This window comes from Lapillicoccus sp., from assembly GCF_036559105.1.
In the GTDB taxonomy this organism is placed as follows: Bacteria; Actinomycetota; Actinomycetes; order Actinomycetales; family Dermatophilaceae; genus Lapillicoccus.
Genome location: NZ_DATBTV010000150.1, coordinates 1 through 14,324 on the forward strand (window position 1 = coordinate 1; position 14,324 = coordinate 14,324).

Annotated in this window: 17 protein-coding genes; 12 read left to right on the top strand and 5 right to left on the bottom strand. The window is 71.2% G+C overall.

What is annotated here, in order from left to right:
• The first annotated feature begins 44 nt into the window (after positions 1 to 44).
• Both VIG79_RS17830 and VIG79_RS17835 read left to right on the top strand, forming a co-directional pair.
• Positions 45 to 1,931: an alpha-amylase family protein gene (locus VIG79_RS17830; RefSeq protein ID WP_331888077.1), complete on the top strand. Its 1,887-nt coding sequence runs from the start codon at positions 45 to 47 to the stop codon at positions 1,929 to 1,931.
• Positions 1,932 to 2,167: 236 nt separating this feature from the next.
• Complete coding sequence (locus tag VIG79_RS17835) at positions 2,168 to 3,223, top strand: DNA topoisomerase IB (protein ID WP_331888079.1); 1,056 nt, start codon at positions 2,168 to 2,170, stop codon at positions 3,221 to 3,223.
• Between the two features lie 76 nt (positions 3,224 to 3,299).
• Here the strand turns inward: VIG79_RS17835 and VIG79_RS17840 are convergent, their stop codons facing one another.
• Positions 3,300 to 4,502: an N-acetylglucosamine-6-phosphate deacetylase gene (locus VIG79_RS17840; protein WP_331888137.1), complete on the bottom strand. Its 1,203-nt coding sequence runs from the start codon at positions 4,500 to 4,502 to the stop codon at positions 3,300 to 3,302.
• Positions 4,503 to 4,543: 41 nt separating this feature from the next.
• Between VIG79_RS17840 and VIG79_RS17845 the strand changes: the two genes are divergently transcribed.
• The 4 genes from VIG79_RS17845 (at position 4,544) to VIG79_RS17860 (ending at position 7,160) form a co-directional block, all read left to right on the top strand.
• A complete protein-coding gene (locus VIG79_RS17845; RefSeq protein ID WP_331888081.1) occupies positions 4,544 to 5,881 on the top strand; it encodes a M20/M25/M40 family metallo-hydrolase in 1,338 nt (445 codons plus the stop codon).
• A gap of 120 nt (positions 5,882 to 6,001) precedes the next feature.
• Positions 6,002 to 6,367, top strand: coding sequence for a hypothetical protein (locus VIG79_RS17850; RefSeq protein ID WP_331888083.1), 366 nt, complete (start codon positions 6,002 to 6,004; stop codon positions 6,365 to 6,367).
• On the top strand, positions 6,364 to 6,846 hold the full coding sequence (locus tag VIG79_RS17855) for an SRPBCC domain-containing protein (RefSeq protein ID WP_331888085.1): 483 nt from the start codon (positions 6,364 to 6,366) through the stop codon (positions 6,844 to 6,846). The genes VIG79_RS17850 and VIG79_RS17855 overlap by 4 nt, the downstream gene beginning before the upstream one ends.
• Positions 6,843 to 7,160 (top strand): metalloregulator ArsR/SmtB family transcription factor, encoded by a 318-nt coding sequence (locus VIG79_RS17860; RefSeq protein ID WP_331888087.1) that lies wholly within the window; start codon positions 6,843 to 6,845, stop codon positions 7,158 to 7,160. The genes VIG79_RS17855 and VIG79_RS17860 overlap by 4 nt, the downstream gene beginning before the upstream one ends.
• Before the next feature lie 7 nt (positions 7,161 to 7,167).
• Here the strand turns inward: VIG79_RS17860 and VIG79_RS17865 are convergent, their stop codons facing one another.
• Entirely contained in the window at positions 7,168 to 7,401 is a 234-nt protein-coding gene (locus tag VIG79_RS17865) for a hypothetical protein (RefSeq protein WP_331888089.1), read from the bottom strand.
• Between the two features lie 322 nt (positions 7,402 to 7,723).
• Between VIG79_RS17865 and VIG79_RS17870 the strand changes: the two genes are divergently transcribed.
• Positions 7,724 to 8,158: a hypothetical protein gene (locus tag VIG79_RS17870; RefSeq protein WP_331888091.1), complete on the top strand. Its 435-nt coding sequence runs from the start codon at positions 7,724 to 7,726 to the stop codon at positions 8,156 to 8,158.
• 70 nt (positions 8,159 to 8,228) lie between these two features.
• On the opposite strand, the gene VIG79_RS17875 is transcribed toward VIG79_RS17870, so the two are convergent.
• On the bottom strand, positions 8,229 to 8,450 hold the full coding sequence (locus VIG79_RS17875; RefSeq protein WP_331888093.1) for a DUF5703 family protein: 222 nt from the start codon (positions 8,448 to 8,450) through the stop codon (positions 8,229 to 8,231).
• A gap of 38 nt (positions 8,451 to 8,488) precedes the next feature.
• Here VIG79_RS17875 and VIG79_RS17880 point away from each other — a divergent pair, with 38 nt between their 5' ends.
• Positions 8,489 to 8,896, top strand: coding sequence for a hypothetical protein (locus tag VIG79_RS17880; RefSeq protein WP_331888095.1), 408 nt, complete (start codon positions 8,489 to 8,491; stop codon positions 8,894 to 8,896).
• Here the strand turns inward: VIG79_RS17880 and VIG79_RS17885 are convergent.
• On the bottom strand, positions 8,886 to 9,824 hold the full coding sequence (locus VIG79_RS17885; protein ID WP_331888097.1) for an aldo/keto reductase: 939 nt from the start codon (positions 9,822 to 9,824) through the stop codon (positions 8,886 to 8,888). The genes VIG79_RS17880 and VIG79_RS17885 overlap by 11 nt on opposite strands.
• Positions 9,825 to 9,886: 62 nt before the next feature.
• On the opposite strand from VIG79_RS17885, the gene VIG79_RS17890 reads away from it, so the two are divergent.
• Both VIG79_RS17890 and VIG79_RS17895 read left to right on the top strand, forming a co-directional pair.
• The gene (locus VIG79_RS17890) at positions 9,887 to 10,936 is read left to right on the top strand and encodes an LLM class F420-dependent oxidoreductase (RefSeq protein ID WP_331888099.1); all 1,050 of its coding nucleotides are present in this window, start codon (positions 9,887 to 9,889) and stop codon (positions 10,934 to 10,936) included.
• Positions 10,937 to 10,996: 60 nt separating this feature from the next.
• On the top strand, positions 10,997 to 11,851 hold the full coding sequence (locus VIG79_RS17895; protein ID WP_331888101.1) for an undecaprenyl-diphosphate phosphatase: 855 nt from the start codon (positions 10,997 to 10,999) through the stop codon (positions 11,849 to 11,851).
• A 116-nt stretch (positions 11,852 to 11,967) separates the two neighbouring features.
• Here the strand turns inward: VIG79_RS17895 and corA are convergent, their stop codons facing one another.
• Positions 11,968 to 12,978: a magnesium/cobalt transporter CorA gene (gene corA / locus VIG79_RS17900; protein ID WP_331888103.1), complete on the bottom strand. Its 1,011-nt coding sequence runs from the start codon at positions 12,976 to 12,978 to the stop codon at positions 11,968 to 11,970.
• Between the two features lie 29 nt (positions 12,979 to 13,007).
• Here corA and VIG79_RS17905 point away from each other — a divergent pair, with 29 nt between their 5' ends.
• Complete coding sequence (locus VIG79_RS17905; RefSeq protein ID WP_331888105.1) at positions 13,008 to 13,760, top strand: MSMEG_4193 family putative phosphomutase; 753 nt, start codon at positions 13,008 to 13,010, stop codon at positions 13,758 to 13,760.
• Positions 13,761 to 13,769: 9 nt separating this feature from the next.
• The gene (locus VIG79_RS17910; RefSeq protein WP_331888107.1) at positions 13,770 to 14,321 is read left to right on the top strand and encodes a DUF3090 domain-containing protein; all 552 of its coding nucleotides are present in this window, start codon (positions 13,770 to 13,772) and stop codon (positions 14,319 to 14,321) included.
• Positions 14,322 to 14,324 lie beyond the last annotated feature (3 nt).

Below are 14,324 nucleotides of genomic sequence, written 5' to 3' on the forward strand. Positions count from 1 at the left end.
CGCGGCCTTCCACGGAGTGACGCCGGTGCGGTTGGATTCGGGGCATGCCCGTCAGCGCAGACCGCGAGGAGCTCTTCGAGCTTCGCGTCGAGCGACGCCGCCGCGACCTCGTCGAGGCCCTGGAGACGCTGTACGGGCACGACGCGGCGCTCCCGCTCGCAGACCGTCTGGTCGGCCTGGCCCATGAGGCGTTCGTCCAGCGTCCGCACGACCTGCACGTCCTCGACATCCGGCGTTCGCTGCAGCCCGACTGGCTCCAGCTGCCGGGGATGGTGGGCTACGCCGCCTACACCGAGCGGTTCGCCGACAACCTCAGGGGCGTCGAGGACAAGATCCCGTACCTGCGCGAGCTGGGCGTGACCTACCTCCACCTCATGCCGCTGCTCGAGCCGCGGGTGGGGGACAACGACGGCGGGTATGCGGTGCGGGACTACCGCGCGGTCCGTTCCGACCTGGGGACGGTCGACGACCTCCGCGACCTGGCGACCACGTTGCGCGAGAACGGGATGAGCCTCGTCCTCGACCTGGTCCTCAACCACGTCGCGCGCGAGCACGACTGGGCGGTCCGCGCGCGGGCGGGCGAGAAGCACTACCAGGACTACTTCCACGTCTACCCCGACCGGACCCAGCCCGACGCCTACGAGCGGACCCTCCCCGAGGTGTTCCCGGACTTCGCGCCGGGCAACTTCTCCTGGGACGAGGAGCTCCAGCAGTGGGTGTGGACGACGTTCAACGCCTGGCAGTGGGACCTCGACTGGTCGAACCCGGACGTCCTCGTCGAGTTCGCCGAGATCATCCTGTTCCTCGCCAACCTCGGCGTGGAGGTGCTTCGACTCGACGCGATCGCGTTCCTGTGGAAGCGGATGGGCACGACCTGCCAGAACGAACCCGAGGTCCACGCGGTCACGCAGGTGCTCAAGACCGTCGCCCGCATCGCGTGTCCGGCGCTGGCGTTCAAGGCCGAGGCCATCGTCGCGCCACACGACCTCGTCCAGTACCTCGGCGCCGGCCGGCACCACGGGAAGGTGAGCGACCTCGCGTACCACAACACCCTCATGGTGCAGATCTGGTCGATGCTGGCGACCGCCGACGCGCGGCTCGCGGCGCATACGCTCGAACGGCTGCCGCGCGCTCCGTCGTCGGCGGCCTGGATCACCTACGTGCGCTGCCACGACGACATCGGGTGGGCCATCACCGACGAGGACACCAGCGGGGTCGGCCTCAGTGGCTACCACCACCGCCGGTTCCTCTCCGACTGGTACTCCGGGCTCTTCCCCGGGTCGACCGCGCACGGCCTGGTGTTCCAGGAGAACCCGGCCACCGGCGACCGCCGGATCAGTGGCACGACCGCCGCACTGACCGGTCTGTCCGCGGCCGGACGGCCCGACGAGATCGACGACGCGCTCGGCCGCTTCTTCCTCACCCACGCGATCGTGTACGCGTGGGGTGGTATCCCGGTCGTCTGGAGCGGCGACGAGCTCGGCATGGCCAACGACCCGGACTGGGCCGCCGAGCAGGGCCACGAGACCGACAACCGGTGGGCCCACCGGCCGCGGCTGGACTGGCGTCGCGCCGAGCAGCGCCACGACCGCCGCACGGTGGCCGGCCGCGTGTTCAGCGGCCTGGCCCACCTCGCCGGCGTCCGGTCGTCCCTCCCGCACCTGCACGCCAGCGTGCGCAGCGAGGTGCTGCCGGTGGAGGACGGCGGCGTCCTCGCGATCGTTCGCCGCGCGCCGATCGGCGCCATGGTCTGCCTCTACAACATCACCCCCGAGACGCGGCCGTACCCGGCCTGGCGGATCCAGGAGCTCGGTCTGCCGGAGCCCTGGGACGCCATCTCGGAGCGGCTGGTCGAGCCCGACGCCGACGGCAGCTACTGGCTCACCCCGTATGCAGCGTGGTGGCTGATCGAGCGGCCCGACGCCGGCTGACGGGCTCGTCCCGGCTCGGCCGGCGTCCACGGGGGCGCGCGGGCGCCCCGATGGCCTCTCGAGCTGAAGCCACCGGGGCTCGGTCGACGCTGGCCCGGACCACACTTGCCATCGGCCGTACCACCACTCTGCCCGCTTCCGGCGAATTCAATCGCGGAAGTTCGAACTGCTCGGCCCGATCCGTGCGGCGGGACCTTCGACGCGCAGGTCGCCAAGGCCTGTGCCACAGTCGCGTCGTGCGCCTGCGACGCAGCAACCTCGGTGGTCCAGGGTTACGCCGGGTGCGTCGTGGACGTGGGTGGAGCTACCGCGATGACGACGGCGGACCGGTCGACGAGGACACCGCCGAGCGCATCAGCGCGCTGGTCATCCCGCCGGCGTGGAAGGACGTCTGGATCAGCCCGTTCCCCAACGGCCACATCCAGGCGGTGGGGACGGACGACGCCGGACGTCGCCAGTACCTCTACCACGCGTCATGGACCGCGACCCGCGGCAAGGCCAAGCACGAACGCGTCCAGCAGCTGGTGCCCCGTCTTCCCGAGTTTCGCCAGGCGGTCAACCGTGACCTACGGCGTTCCGGCCTCACCCGCGACCGCGTGATCGCGGTCGCCCTGCGGATGCTCGACCTCGGCTTGTTCCGGACCGGCGGCGAGGAGTACGAGCACGAGCACGGCACCCACGGGGTGACCACGCTCCACCGCGACCATGTCACGGTCCGGGGCGACGACCTGCACTTCCTCTTCCCGGCGAAGTCCGGGGTCGAGCGGCAGGCGCGTGTCACCGACCCGCCGCTGGCCGTCGCGATCCGGGCGCTGAAGCGCAGCAGCGCACCGGGGGAGCGGTTGTTGCAGTACCGCGACAGCACCGGCTGGCACGAGGTCACCGGCGCCGAGGTGAACGAGGCGTTCAAGACGCTCACCGGCGCCGACTTCACCGTCAAGGACCTTCGGACCTGGGCGGCGACGGTCACGGCCGCGGCGGCCCTCGCCGAGAAGGCGCTCCGCGACGACGACCCGTCCCCGTCCAAGAACGCGAGCGCCAAGACCGAGCGCGAGGTCATCACCCTCGTCTCCGAGCAGCTCGGCAACACGCCTGCCGTGGCGCGTCGGTCCTACGTCGACCCGGTGGTGCTCGACAAGCACGCCTCCGGGACCACACTGGCCAACGCCGGTCGCCTCTTCAGCCGGCTCAGCAAGGTCGACCACGTCCGGATCCTGTCCGGCGAGACCCTCTCGCCCCAGGGCCGCGAGACCGTCGAGCGCGCGGTCCTGCGGATGCTGGCCAAGGACTGACGGGGCGGCCACGCCCCTCCGCCACCGTGGTGCCTGAGCGCTCGGAGAACCACGCGCCGCCGCACCTGGGTCGAGATCAGACGACGGTCGGCCCCTCGGCCCAGAGTCCGCCGCGCAGCACGCGTACGGGCTCGAGGTCGCCGTCGACCACCACCAGGTCGGCCCGCCGGCCGGCCGTGAGCGAACCGATCTGACTCCAGCCCATGACGGAGGCGGGGGTGGCGGTCGCCGCGGTAACCGCGTCGGTCAGGGCGATCCCGGCCTCGGTGACGCACCAGCGCACGACCTCGAGGAGGGTGGCCACCCCCCCGGCGATCGACCCCCCGTCGGCCAGGCGCGCGGTGCGGCCGTCGACCACGACGTCGCGGCCGCCGAGGGTGTAGCGCCCCTGCGGCATCCCCGACGCGGCCATCGAGTCGGTGATGAGGGCCAGACTTCCCGGGCCGACGGTCTCGAACAGCATCCGCACCGTCTCCGCCGCGAGGTGGACCCCGTCGCCGACCACCTCGAGGACCGCCTCTCCGCGGCCGGCGGACCCGAGCGCCGCCGCTACCGGTCCCGGTGAGCGATGGTGCAGCGGCGGCATGCCGTTGAAGACGTGGGTGACGAGGGGCCGTCCGCCCCGAGGCCCGAGCTCGAGCACCCGGTCCAGCGCGGCCCGCGCGGTCACGGCGTCGGCGTCGGTATGCCCGACCGCCGGGACGATGCCTACTGCGGACAGCTGGGTCATCAGCGCCTCCGCACCGGGGCGTTCGGGAGCGAAGGTCATCTGGACCACGCGGCCGTGCCCGGCCTCGGCCAGGGCCTCGACGAGGGCCGGGTCGGGGTCGGTGAGGGCGCTGGGGTCCTGAGCGCCACACCGCACCACGGAGAGGAACGGACCCTCGAGGTGAATCCCGGCCAGCGTGCCGTCGGCGACGAGCTCGGCGCACGCGGTCACGCCGTCGAGGAGCGTCGGGCCGGACGCCGAGACCAGCGACCCAACCACCGAGGTGGTGCCGTGGCGGAGGTGGTGAGCCGCCGCGGTCCGACCGAGGTCGGGGTCCGGGCCGAACTCGCCGCCGGCGCCGCCGTGGCAGTGCAGGTCCACCAGCCCGGGGAGGATCGTGCGGCCCTCGGCCCATCCGTCCGGGACCGTGCCGTGGCGCCCGCTCAGCTCGCGGCGCGGCCCGACCCAGGAGATCCGGTCATCGTCGACGAGGACCGCCCCGTCGTCGACGACGCCGGTCGGGGTGACCACTCGACCGGTCAGCAGCGTCGGGGCGTCCACGCTCGACATCATGGCGGACGACGCGCACAGAGCGGTCTTAGGGTGGGGCGATGGACGACCTCGAGGACGCTGCCATCCCTCCCGAAGACGACGTCGCGCGCATCTGCGCCGACCTGATCCGGATCGAGTCGGTCAACTACGGCGACGGGTCGGGCCCAGGGGAACGCAAGGCCGCTGAGTACGTCATGGGGCAGCTCACCGAGGTGGGTCTGGACCCCGTGCTCGTCGAGAGCGAGCCGGGCCGTGCGTCGGTGATGATCCGCGTCGAAGGGTCGGACACCTCGCGTCCTGGGCTCGCCGTGCACGGCCATCTCGACGTCGTCCCGGCGAACGCCGCCGACTGGCAGGTCGACCCGTTCTCCGGGGAGGAGCGTGACGGCTGCATCTGGGGGCGCGGGGCCGTCGACATGAAGGACATGGACGCGATGATCATCGCCAACCTGCGTCACCTCGCGCGGAGCGGTGAGAAGCCGGCACGGACGACGACCTTCGTGTTCTTCGCCGACGAGGAGGCGGGCGGACTGCAGGGCAGCCGGTGGATCGTCGACGAGCATCCCGACTGGTTCGAGGGGGTGACCGAGGCCGTCTCGGAGGTCGGCGGTTTCAGCGTCACCGTGCCTCGCGCCGGGACGGGGGAGCCCACCCGCGCCTACCTCGTGCAGACCGCCGAGAAGGGGATCGCGTGGCTCCGGCTGCACGCCCACGGGCGAGCCGGGCACGGGTCGGTGCCGAACGATGCCAACGCCGTCGTGCGGCTGGCCGAGGCGGTCGGCCGGATCGCCGCATACCCCTGGCCGCGCCAGTACATCGCCTCGGTCCGGGCGCTGCTCGACGGGCTCAGCGACCTCACCGGCACTCCGTATGCGCCGGACGACCCGTCGCCGGTACTGCGCCACCTCGGTGGGGCGGCCGGGTTCGTCCTCGGGACGCTGTCCGACACGTCGACGTTCACGATGCTGGACGCGGGTTACAAGATGAACGTGGTCCCGCAGACCGCCTCGGCGTCGCTGGACTGCCGGTTCCTGCCCGGGCACGAGGACGACCTCATGGCCACGGTCCGTGAGCTGGCCGGCGAGCACGTCGAGGTCGTCGTGGACCATCACGACATCGCCCTCGACTCGCCTCTGTCGGGCGACCTGTTCACGGCGATGACGCAGTCGTTGCTGGCCGAGGACCCGGAGGCCGCGGTGCTGCCGTACTGCCTGTCCGGGGGGACCGACAACAAGGCCCTCAGCCGGCTCGGCATCACCGGGTACGGGTTCGCCCCGCTCCGGCTGCCCGCGAGCCTCGACTTCGCGCCGATGTTCCACGGGATCGACGAGCGCGTTCCGATCGAGTCGCTGGTCTTCGGGACCAGGGTGCTGGGGGAGTTCCTCCGCCGGGCCTGAAGCCCTCTCAGGTGCAACTCCAGGGTTGCGACTCCTGCGATTATCTGCAACTATGCAGTTGCACTTGAACCAGGAGGTAGGCGATGAACCCGCCAGCAGGCGCCAGCTCGGGCGAACCTCGTGCTGGCCGTGCTGTTCGCCGGAGCGTTCGTGATGGGCTGCGCCGAGATGCTCGTCGTGGGGATGCCCGACCGCATGGCGCCCTCGATACGGCACGAGGCGGTCACCCTCGCCGGTGCCGGCGCGCCTCTTGCGTCATCGCTTCCCGCCTCCGCCGTCAACGCCGGCATCGCGGTCGGCTCGTTCGCCGGCGGCCTCGCGATCGACGCTCGAGGCGTCCCCGCGGCCGTCCTGAACGGTGCCGCCGTCGCCGTGATGGCGGTCGTCGCGGCCTGGGCGACCGGGCACATCGCCCGGCGCCCCAGCCGGCTCCGGCCGAGCTCTCCATGCACCGCTGGTCCATCCCGACGAGAGGAACCCTCATGAGCGGCATCTCCAGCAACCACCCCGCCGTCGTCGACGCCGCGGAGCTCACCGTCCGCCGCACCATCCGGATCGCCGCGCCCGTCGAGAAGGTGTGGGCGGCGGTCACCGAACCGGAGCACATCTCCCGGTGGTTCGGCCAGACGGAGCTCGACGGTGCGGGTGCCGGTGCTCGCGGCACGATGACCTTCGCCGAGCGGGGCTCCATCCCCCTGCGGGTCGAGGCGATGGACCAGCCTCGCCTGGTCACCTACCGCTGGAACAACGACGACGCCCTGGAGCGACTCCCCGGCGAGCTCGACGTCGACCACTCCACGGTCTTCACCTTTACCCTCGAACCGGTCTCCGGCGGCACCCGGCTGACGGTCGTCGAGTCCGGGTTCGACGCGACCTCCGACCCGGCGGCCAACCTCGCGAGCCACCGCGGCGGCTGGGAGGTCGAGCTGGACAAGCTGGTGGCCCTGCTCGAGTCCGGGTCATGACGACGACAACGCTGGTCCCGGTGTTCGCCGCGCTCGGGGACGAGACCCGGTGGTCCGTCCTGACGGCGCTCGGTGACGGCGACGCGTCGGCGTCCGCCCTGGCCGAGCGCCTGCCGATCAGCCGTCAGGCGATCGCCAAGCACCTGGGCGTGCTCCACGAGGTCGGCCTCGTCGAACCGGTTCGCGTCGGTCGCGAGGTGCAGTACCGCGTCATCGGGTCGCAGCTTCGGGCCACCGCCGCCCGGCTCGACGCGATCGGTGCGGAGTGGGACCGTCGCCTCGCGGTCATCCGGGAGATCGCCGAAGGACTCTAGTCGCGCGTCAACGCCGGATCTCGACGAGGAGGACCCACGCGTTGACCACGGCCCCGACAATCCCGCCGATGATGCCCAGGACGAGCCACGCCAACCCACCGCCGCTCTCCGCGAGCAGGCTGACGCCACCGACGAGGTAGACCACGCTGCCGGGCAGGACGGCAACGGTTCGGGAGGCCAGCCACAGCCGGTTGCCGACGTGTCGAACGCGCCCCGGGTGGGGACCCCGATCGCGAAGCACAGAAGCACGGCGAGCACGAGCACCTCGATGCCCAGCAGCTGGGTGCTCTGCGGGACGAGGCCGACGATGCTGATGACCACGACGGCCACCAACAGCAGGATGGTATGCAGCGCCCGCTCCGGCACGCCGTGCATCGCGGGAATGCGCTCGACGTTGATGGAGACCGCGACGAAGACGAGGCCGGCCAGTGCTGCAGCCGCACCGGCGGAGGCGACGAACAGCTCGTGCCACAGCGTGGCGTCGTAGAGCGTCACGCGGCGTGAATATGCCACAGGAAGGGCACCCCGGTCGCGCCGTGCGCCTCGCCTGGGAAGGTGGACTCGTGGACGACGATGAGGAGCAGCGCCGGGCAGAGCGGGCAGCACAGGCCGACTACCACGTCGCGGCCCAGGAACGCCGGGAGGCGGCGGAGTCGGTCAAGGCCCAGGTGCTCATCGACCGGTTCGTCGAGCGGGCCAACGCGGCGGGGCTGCCCACCGAGGAGCTGACCGCATCCCCGTGGAGCGGTGGGGGCCGCTACCGCACCGGCGTGAGCGGCTGGTACCTGAAACAGAACCGGTCGATCGGGGTCAGCACGGACGGCGGCTACTACGTGCTCGTCGTGGCCCCCGAGCGGTTCGGCCGGTGGCGCCGGGTCGCCCTCGCCCCCACACCGCCGCCGCTCCAGGTGGGCAAGGGGGGCCGGGACGGAGACTCGGTGGCCCTCGACATCCTGCTCGACCTCCGCTTCGACTGGTCGGACGTTCCGGGGAGCTGACCTCGACCGGTCATCCGCCGGAGCGGACCACCCGCGCGTTCGCGCTGGTCGAACCGCGAGTGGGTGACCGTCAGGCGGTGCGGTGCACCCGGATGACGCGTCGTCGTAGCCAGGCCCGGCGGACGCCGCCGACGTAGACGACCGTGCGAGCGAGCTCCCAGTGCTCGTACTCGGCGTGCTCCCCGAGGGCGCGGCGGATCTCGGCTCGTGACACCTCGCGGGGGAACGTCAGGACGCGGTACTCGTACTCCACGCCCGACGTTCGGCGGGTGGTCATCTGTGCGTTCGGCATCGTCACCCATTCTTGCTCACAGCCGATACGGTCGTCGCATGACCGCTGACCCGCGCGCCGCGCTGACCTCCCTCGTGGCCGCCCTGGAACGTCACCTCGAGGTCGCGACGTCGCGCCGCGACCCCGACGACCCCGCGGTCGTGTCGGCGGCGGAGGAGCTGACCGACGCGTTCTTCGACTACGACGAGGCCCTGTTCGAGGCCACCGGCGTGACCACGCCCCTGGATGGCCCCTACGACGAGGACGACGACGAGGACGACGACGAGGACGACGAAGACGACGAGGACGACGAGGACGACCTCGACGACGACGACGACGACGACGAAGACGACGACGACCTCGACGACGTCGACGAGGACGACCTCGACGACGACGAGGACATCGAGGGCGACGAGCTCGAGGGCGAGCTCGAGCCGCAGTCGACGCCCGGCGACGTCAGTCGCTGATCTCGTCCAGCGCCGCGACGATCTCCGGCGGGAGCTCGAGGTCCTCGCTGGCCAGGGCGGTGCGCAGCTGCGCCACCGTCCGGCTGCCGACGACCGGCGCGGTCACGGCCGGCCGGTCGCGTACCCAGGCGAGCGCGACCTCGGTCGCCGACACACCGAGGCCGCCGGCGGCGGTCGACACCGCCTCGGCGACGGACATCGACCGGTCGTCGAGCCGGGCCGAGGCGAAGCTCGCGAACTGGCGCATCGCCGCCCGTGAGCCGGTCGGGATGCCGGACCGGTACTTCCCGGTGAGCACGCCGCCGCCCAGTGGCGAGTAGGGGAGCAGCCCGAACCCGAGCGCGTCCGCGGCGGGCACCAGGTCGTCCTCGGCGTCACGCGTGACCAGGGAGTACTCGATCTGGTTGGCCACCAACGGAACGCGGGCGGACTCCAGCAACGAGTACGCCCGCGCGGCCTGCCAGCCGGAGTAGTTCGACACCCCGACGTAGCGCGCCCGACCCGACGTCACCGCATACGCCAGGGCGCCGACGGTCTCCTCGAGCGGGGCCGTGTCGCTCCACGTGTGGACGAGCCAGAGGTCGACGTAGTCGGTGCCGAGGCGGCGGAGCGAGTCGTCGAGATGGCGCAACAGTCCGCCTCGCGACGTGTCGACGAGGCGGTGCTCGGGGGTGCGGGTGATGCCGGCCTTGGTGCAGATGGTGACCTCGTCGCGCCGGGCGACCTCGCGCAGCAGGGCGCCGACGATCTCCTCGGAGCGGCCCTCGGCGTAGCTGTGAGCGGTGTCGAGCAGCGTCCCGCCGGCCTCCAGGTAGGTCACCAGGAGCTCGCGGCAGACGTCGTCGTCGGCGGCGCCGCCCCACAGCATCGTCCCCAGACCGAGGCGAGACACGGCGAGCCCGGAGCCCCCCACCCTCCTGCGGCGCATACCGGAACGCTATCCGCTGGCATCGCACAGGCCGTCGCGCCCCGCCCTATAGCCTTCGGCGCATGCAGCTCGGGATCAACCTCGGATACTGGGGCGCAGGGAACGACGTCGAGAACCTTGCGACCGCCGTCGAGGCCGACCGGCTCGGGTATGCGGTGGCGTGGGTCGCCGAGGCCTACGGCTCGGATGCGCCGACCGTGCTCGCGTGGATCGGCGCGCAGACGGAGCGGATCGACCTCGGGGCGGCGGTGATGCAGATCCCCGCGCGCACGCCGGCGATGACCGCGATGACCGCGGCGACCATCGACACGCTCTCCGGTGGTCGGTTCCGGCTCGGTCTCGGAGTGTCCGGCCCGCAGGTCAGTGAGGGCTGGCACGGTGTGCCGTTCGCCGCTCCGCTCGGCCGCACCCGCGAGTACGTCGACATCGTGCGGATGGCGCTGCGCCGGGAAACTGTTGCTTACCAAGGCAGGCACTGGCAGCTCCCGATCCCCGAGGGTCCCGGCAAGGCCCTCAAGCTCACCGTCCATCCGGTGCGTCCGGAGGTGCCGATCTACCTCGCCGCGGTCGGGCCGAAGAACCTCGAGCTGGCCGGTGAGATCGCGGACGGTTGGCTGGCCATCTTCTACAGCCCGGAGCACAGTGGCGACCTGCTGGAGTCGGTCCGGGTGGGTCGGCGCAAGGTCGGGAAGGGCTCGGCGGAGGACCCGCTGACGGGCTTCGACGTCGTGCCGACCGTCCCTGTGGTCGTCGACGACGACGTCGAACGGGCCGCGCGTGCGATAGCGGGCTACGCCGCCCTCTACATCGGCGGGATGGGCTCGCGCGACCAGAACTTCTACAACCAGCTGGCCTGCCGGATGGGGTTCGAGGAGGCCGCTACCCGGATCCAGGACCTGTACCTCGACGGGAAGCACCGCGACGCCGCAGCGGCGGTGCCGTTCGAGCTCATCGACGCGACCTCGCTGATCGGGCCGCGCGAACGGATCGCCGAGCGGATCGGGCGCTACGCCGACGCGGGCGTCACCACGCTCACCGTCTCGGCCTCCTTCACTCCGCGCGTCGACCAGCAGCTCCAGATGATCCGGATGATGACCGAGCTGGTCGGCTAGTCGAGTTCCCGCGGCGGTTCTCAGCAAACGCTCAACCGGCGTCGGCTACGGTTGCGCCCCGTGTCCGACCTCAGCTACGTCCAGTCCGTCGTCCTCGGCGTGGTGGAGGGGCTGACCGAGTTCCTGCCCGTCTCGTCCACCGCGCACCTGACCATCGCGGAGAAGCTGATGGGGCTGCAGGTCGATGCCCCGGAGGTCACGGCGTACACCGCCATCATCCAGCTCGGTGCGATCGCCGCCACCCTTGTGTACTTCTTCCGTGACATCCTCCGGCTGGTCGTCGCCTGGGGACGGGGCCTCGTCGGCGCCGAGGCGCGCCGCCACCACGACTACGCACTGGCCTGGGCCGTGATCGTGGGGTCGATCCCCGTCGCGGTGGTCGGGTTCGCGCTCAAGAAGGTCATCGAGGGACCGCTGCGCAGCCTGTGGGTCATCGCCGTTGCCCTGATCCTCTGGAGCGGCGTGATGTGGCTCGCCGAGATGCGGCACGCCAAGCTGCTGCGCGAGAGCGGGGAACGTGGCGAAGGCACGGTGAGCGTCCGCGACGGGTTGGTCATCGGTCTGGTCCAGTGCTTCGCGCTCATTCCCGGTGTGAGCCGCTCCGGTGCCACGATCTCGGCCGGACTGTTCCGCGGGATCGACCGTGTGACCGCGACGCGGCTGTCGTTCTTCCTGTCGATCCCGGCGTTGACGGCTGCCGGGCTGTACGAGGGGGCGACGACCGACCTGTCGAACCTCGGCGTGGGTCAGATGGGGCTCGGGATCGTGGTCGCCTTCGTCGTCGCGTTCGCGTCGATCGCCTGGCTGCTGCGGTTCGTCGCGACGAACACCCTGATGCCGTTCGTCTGGTACCGCATCGCCCTAGGGTCCGTGCTCATCGTGACCCTCGCGACGGGCCTCATCACCGCGACCTGACCTCACGGTTCCTGGTCCAGCTCAGGGCCCAGCTCAGGGCCCAGGTCCGGGCTCCGGCTCACCACCCGGCGGACATATCGGAGCAGCGGTCGTGGCGGTCGGGCCGCAGACGGTGCTCAGAGCCAGCCGGACCGCTTGAACGCGCGGAACAGGCCGACGCAGACCGCGATCATCGCCGCCAGCACGACGAAGTAGCCGTAGTAGACCTCCGAGTCGCCGATCGTGATCGAGGCCTCGAGCTCGGGGATGTAGCGGAAGTTCATGCCGTAGATCCCGGCCACCATGGTCGGTACGGCGGCGATGGCGACCCACGCCGAGATCTTCCGCATGTCGTTGTTCTGGGCGACGCTGATCTGCGCGAGGTAGGCGCCGAGGATGTCCGAGAGCAGCCGATCGTAGGACTCGACGTGGTCATTGACCTTGAGGAGGTGGTCCCGGACGTCGCGGAAGAACGCCAGCACCTCGCTGCCGTCGCGGTCGACGATCGCCCGGTGCGGCTGGACGAAGAGCCGCTCCATCGCCTCGGCCAGCGGCTGGGACGCGCGGCGGATCTCCAGCACCTCGCGCTTGAGGCGGTAGATCGAGGTCGCGTCGATGTCGCGGGTGCCGCTGAACACCTGTTGCTCGATGTGCTCCAGGTCCTCGTGGATCTCGGTGTCGACGAGGATGTAGTTGTCGACCACCGAGTCCATCACGGCGTGGAGGACCGCCGCCGGACCGAGGCTGAGGTGCTCGGCGTTCTGCTCCAGACGCGCCCGCACCCCGGCGAGCGGGTTCGCGTCACCCCGTCGCACCGTCACCACGAACCGGTCGCCGAGGAACACCATGACCTCGCCGGTCTCCACGTCCGAGGTGTCCTCGACGTAGCGCAGCGTCTTGAGGACGACCAGCAGGCTGTCTTCGTAGTGCTCGATCTTGGCCCGTTGGTCCCCCCTGACCGCGTCCTCGACGGCGAGCGGGTGCAGCTGCAGCTCTTCGTTGACGAGGGCGAACTCCGCGTCGGTGGGGTCCTTGAGGCCGATCCAGAGGAAGCCGTTGCCCTCGTCGCGTAGCTGCTCCAGCTCGTGGCTGAGGTCCTGGCAGACGAGCCGGCGGCCACCCCGGTAGATGGCCTGGTCGACGATCATGCGCCTACTCCACCACCTAGAGTGACCCCGTGCCCACCGTCCTGCTCGTTCGCCATGGGCGGACGGCGGCGAACTCGTCCGGAGTGCTGGCCGGCTGGACCCCCGGCATCGGCCTCGACGACCACGGCCGGGCCCAGGTCGAGGCCCTCGGTGACCGGATCGCGAGCGCGGGAGTCCCGGTCTCCAGAGTGGTCTCCTCCCCGTTGCAGCGGTGCCAGGAGACCGCGGCGATCGTCGTCGCGAAGGCGGCCGACGGCATACCGGTCGAGGCGGACGACCGGCTCGGGGAGGCGCGCTACGGGTCGTGGACCGGGCGCAAGCTCTCGGAGCTGGCCAAGGAGGACCTCTGGCGGACCGTCCAGGACCAGCCGTCCGCGGTGCGCTTCCCGGACGGGGACGAGTTCCCGGGGGAGTCGATGGCGCAGATGCAGTCCCGAGCGCTGGACGCCATGCGGAGCCTGGACGCCGAGGTCGAGAAAGCCCATGGGGCTGACGCGGTGTGGGTCGCGGTGTCGCACGGGGACGTCATCAAGGCGATCCTGGCCGACGCGGCGGGGGCACACCTCGACCAGTTCCAGCGGATCCAGGTGGACCCCGCCTCGGTGTCCGTGGTCCGCTACACCGCGCGACGCCCCTTCCTGCTGCGCAGCAACGACAACGGCGGCGACCTGGGCGGGCTCAAGCGGCCACCCCCCAAGCCCGACGAGGAGGCGACGCCGGACGAGCCCGGCCCGACGGAGGTGGACGCGGGCGACGCCGCGGTCGGCGGCGGGGCGGGTTAGGTTGTTCGTATGCCCGTGCACGACTTCGACCCTCCGGAACGGTTCGTGGTCGGCACCGTCGGACCGCCGGGACAGCGGACGTTCTTCCTCCAGGCCCTGAGCGGGCGGCGGCTGGTGTCCATGTCGTGCGAGAAGGAACAGGTCCAGATCCTGGCCGACCGGGTAAACGACGTCCTCGACCAGTTCGCCGACGATGCGGCAACGGCCAGTCCCGAGGACAACGACCCCCTGGCGACGCCCATCGAGGATGAGTTCCGGGTCGCGACGCTGTCGTTGGCCTGGGACCCCACTCGCGCGGTCGTCGTCATCGAGGCGTTCGACGCCGATATCCCGGAGGCCGGAGACGACGATGAGGAGGCCACCGACGTACCCGAGGAGTTCCTCGAGTCGATGGCGTCGCGGCAGTCGGTCCGCGTTGTGCTGAGCCCGCTTCAGGCGCGCTCGTTCGTCCGGCGCGCCCGCGCCCTTGTGTCCTCCGGCCGGCCACCGTGCCCGTTCTGCGGCGGACCGCTGGACCCGACCGGTCACATCTGTCCGCGGTCCAACGGCTACAAGCGCTGACCG

Coding starts and splice junctions, on each gene's coding strand:
- VIG79_RS17830 (WP_331888077.1), top strand. CDS start 45: ATGCCCGTCAGCGCAGACCGCGAGGAGCTCTTCGAGCTTCGCGTCGAG.
- VIG79_RS17845 (WP_331888081.1), top strand. CDS start 4,544: ATGGACGACCTCGAGGACGCTGCCATCCCTCCCGAAGACGACGTCGCG.
- corA (WP_331888103.1), bottom strand. CDS start 12,978: ATGATCGTCGACCAGGCCATCTACCGGGGTGGCCGCCGGCTCGTCTGC.
- VIG79_RS17875 (WP_331888093.1), bottom strand. CDS start 8,450: ATGCCGAACGCACAGATGACCACCCGCCGAACGTCGGGCGTGGAGTAC.
- VIG79_RS17860 (WP_331888087.1), top strand. CDS start 6,843: ATGACGACGACAACGCTGGTCCCGGTGTTCGCCGCGCTCGGGGACGAG.
- VIG79_RS17880 (WP_331888095.1), top strand. CDS start 8,489: ATGACCGCTGACCCGCGCGCCGCGCTGACCTCCCTCGTGGCCGCCCTG.
- VIG79_RS17910 (WP_331888107.1), top strand. CDS start 13,770: ATGCCCGTGCACGACTTCGACCCTCCGGAACGGTTCGTGGTCGGCACC.
- VIG79_RS17855 (WP_331888085.1), top strand. CDS start 6,364: ATGAGCGGCATCTCCAGCAACCACCCCGCCGTCGTCGACGCCGCGGAG.
- VIG79_RS17890 (WP_331888099.1), top strand. CDS start 9,887: ATGCAGCTCGGGATCAACCTCGGATACTGGGGCGCAGGGAACGACGTC.
- VIG79_RS17885 (WP_331888097.1), bottom strand. CDS start 9,824: ATGCGCCGCAGGAGGGTGGGGGGCTCCGGGCTCGCCGTGTCTCGCCTC.
- VIG79_RS17840 (WP_331888137.1), bottom strand. CDS start 4,502: ATGTCGAGCGTGGACGCCCCGACGCTGCTGACCGGTCGAGTGGTCACC.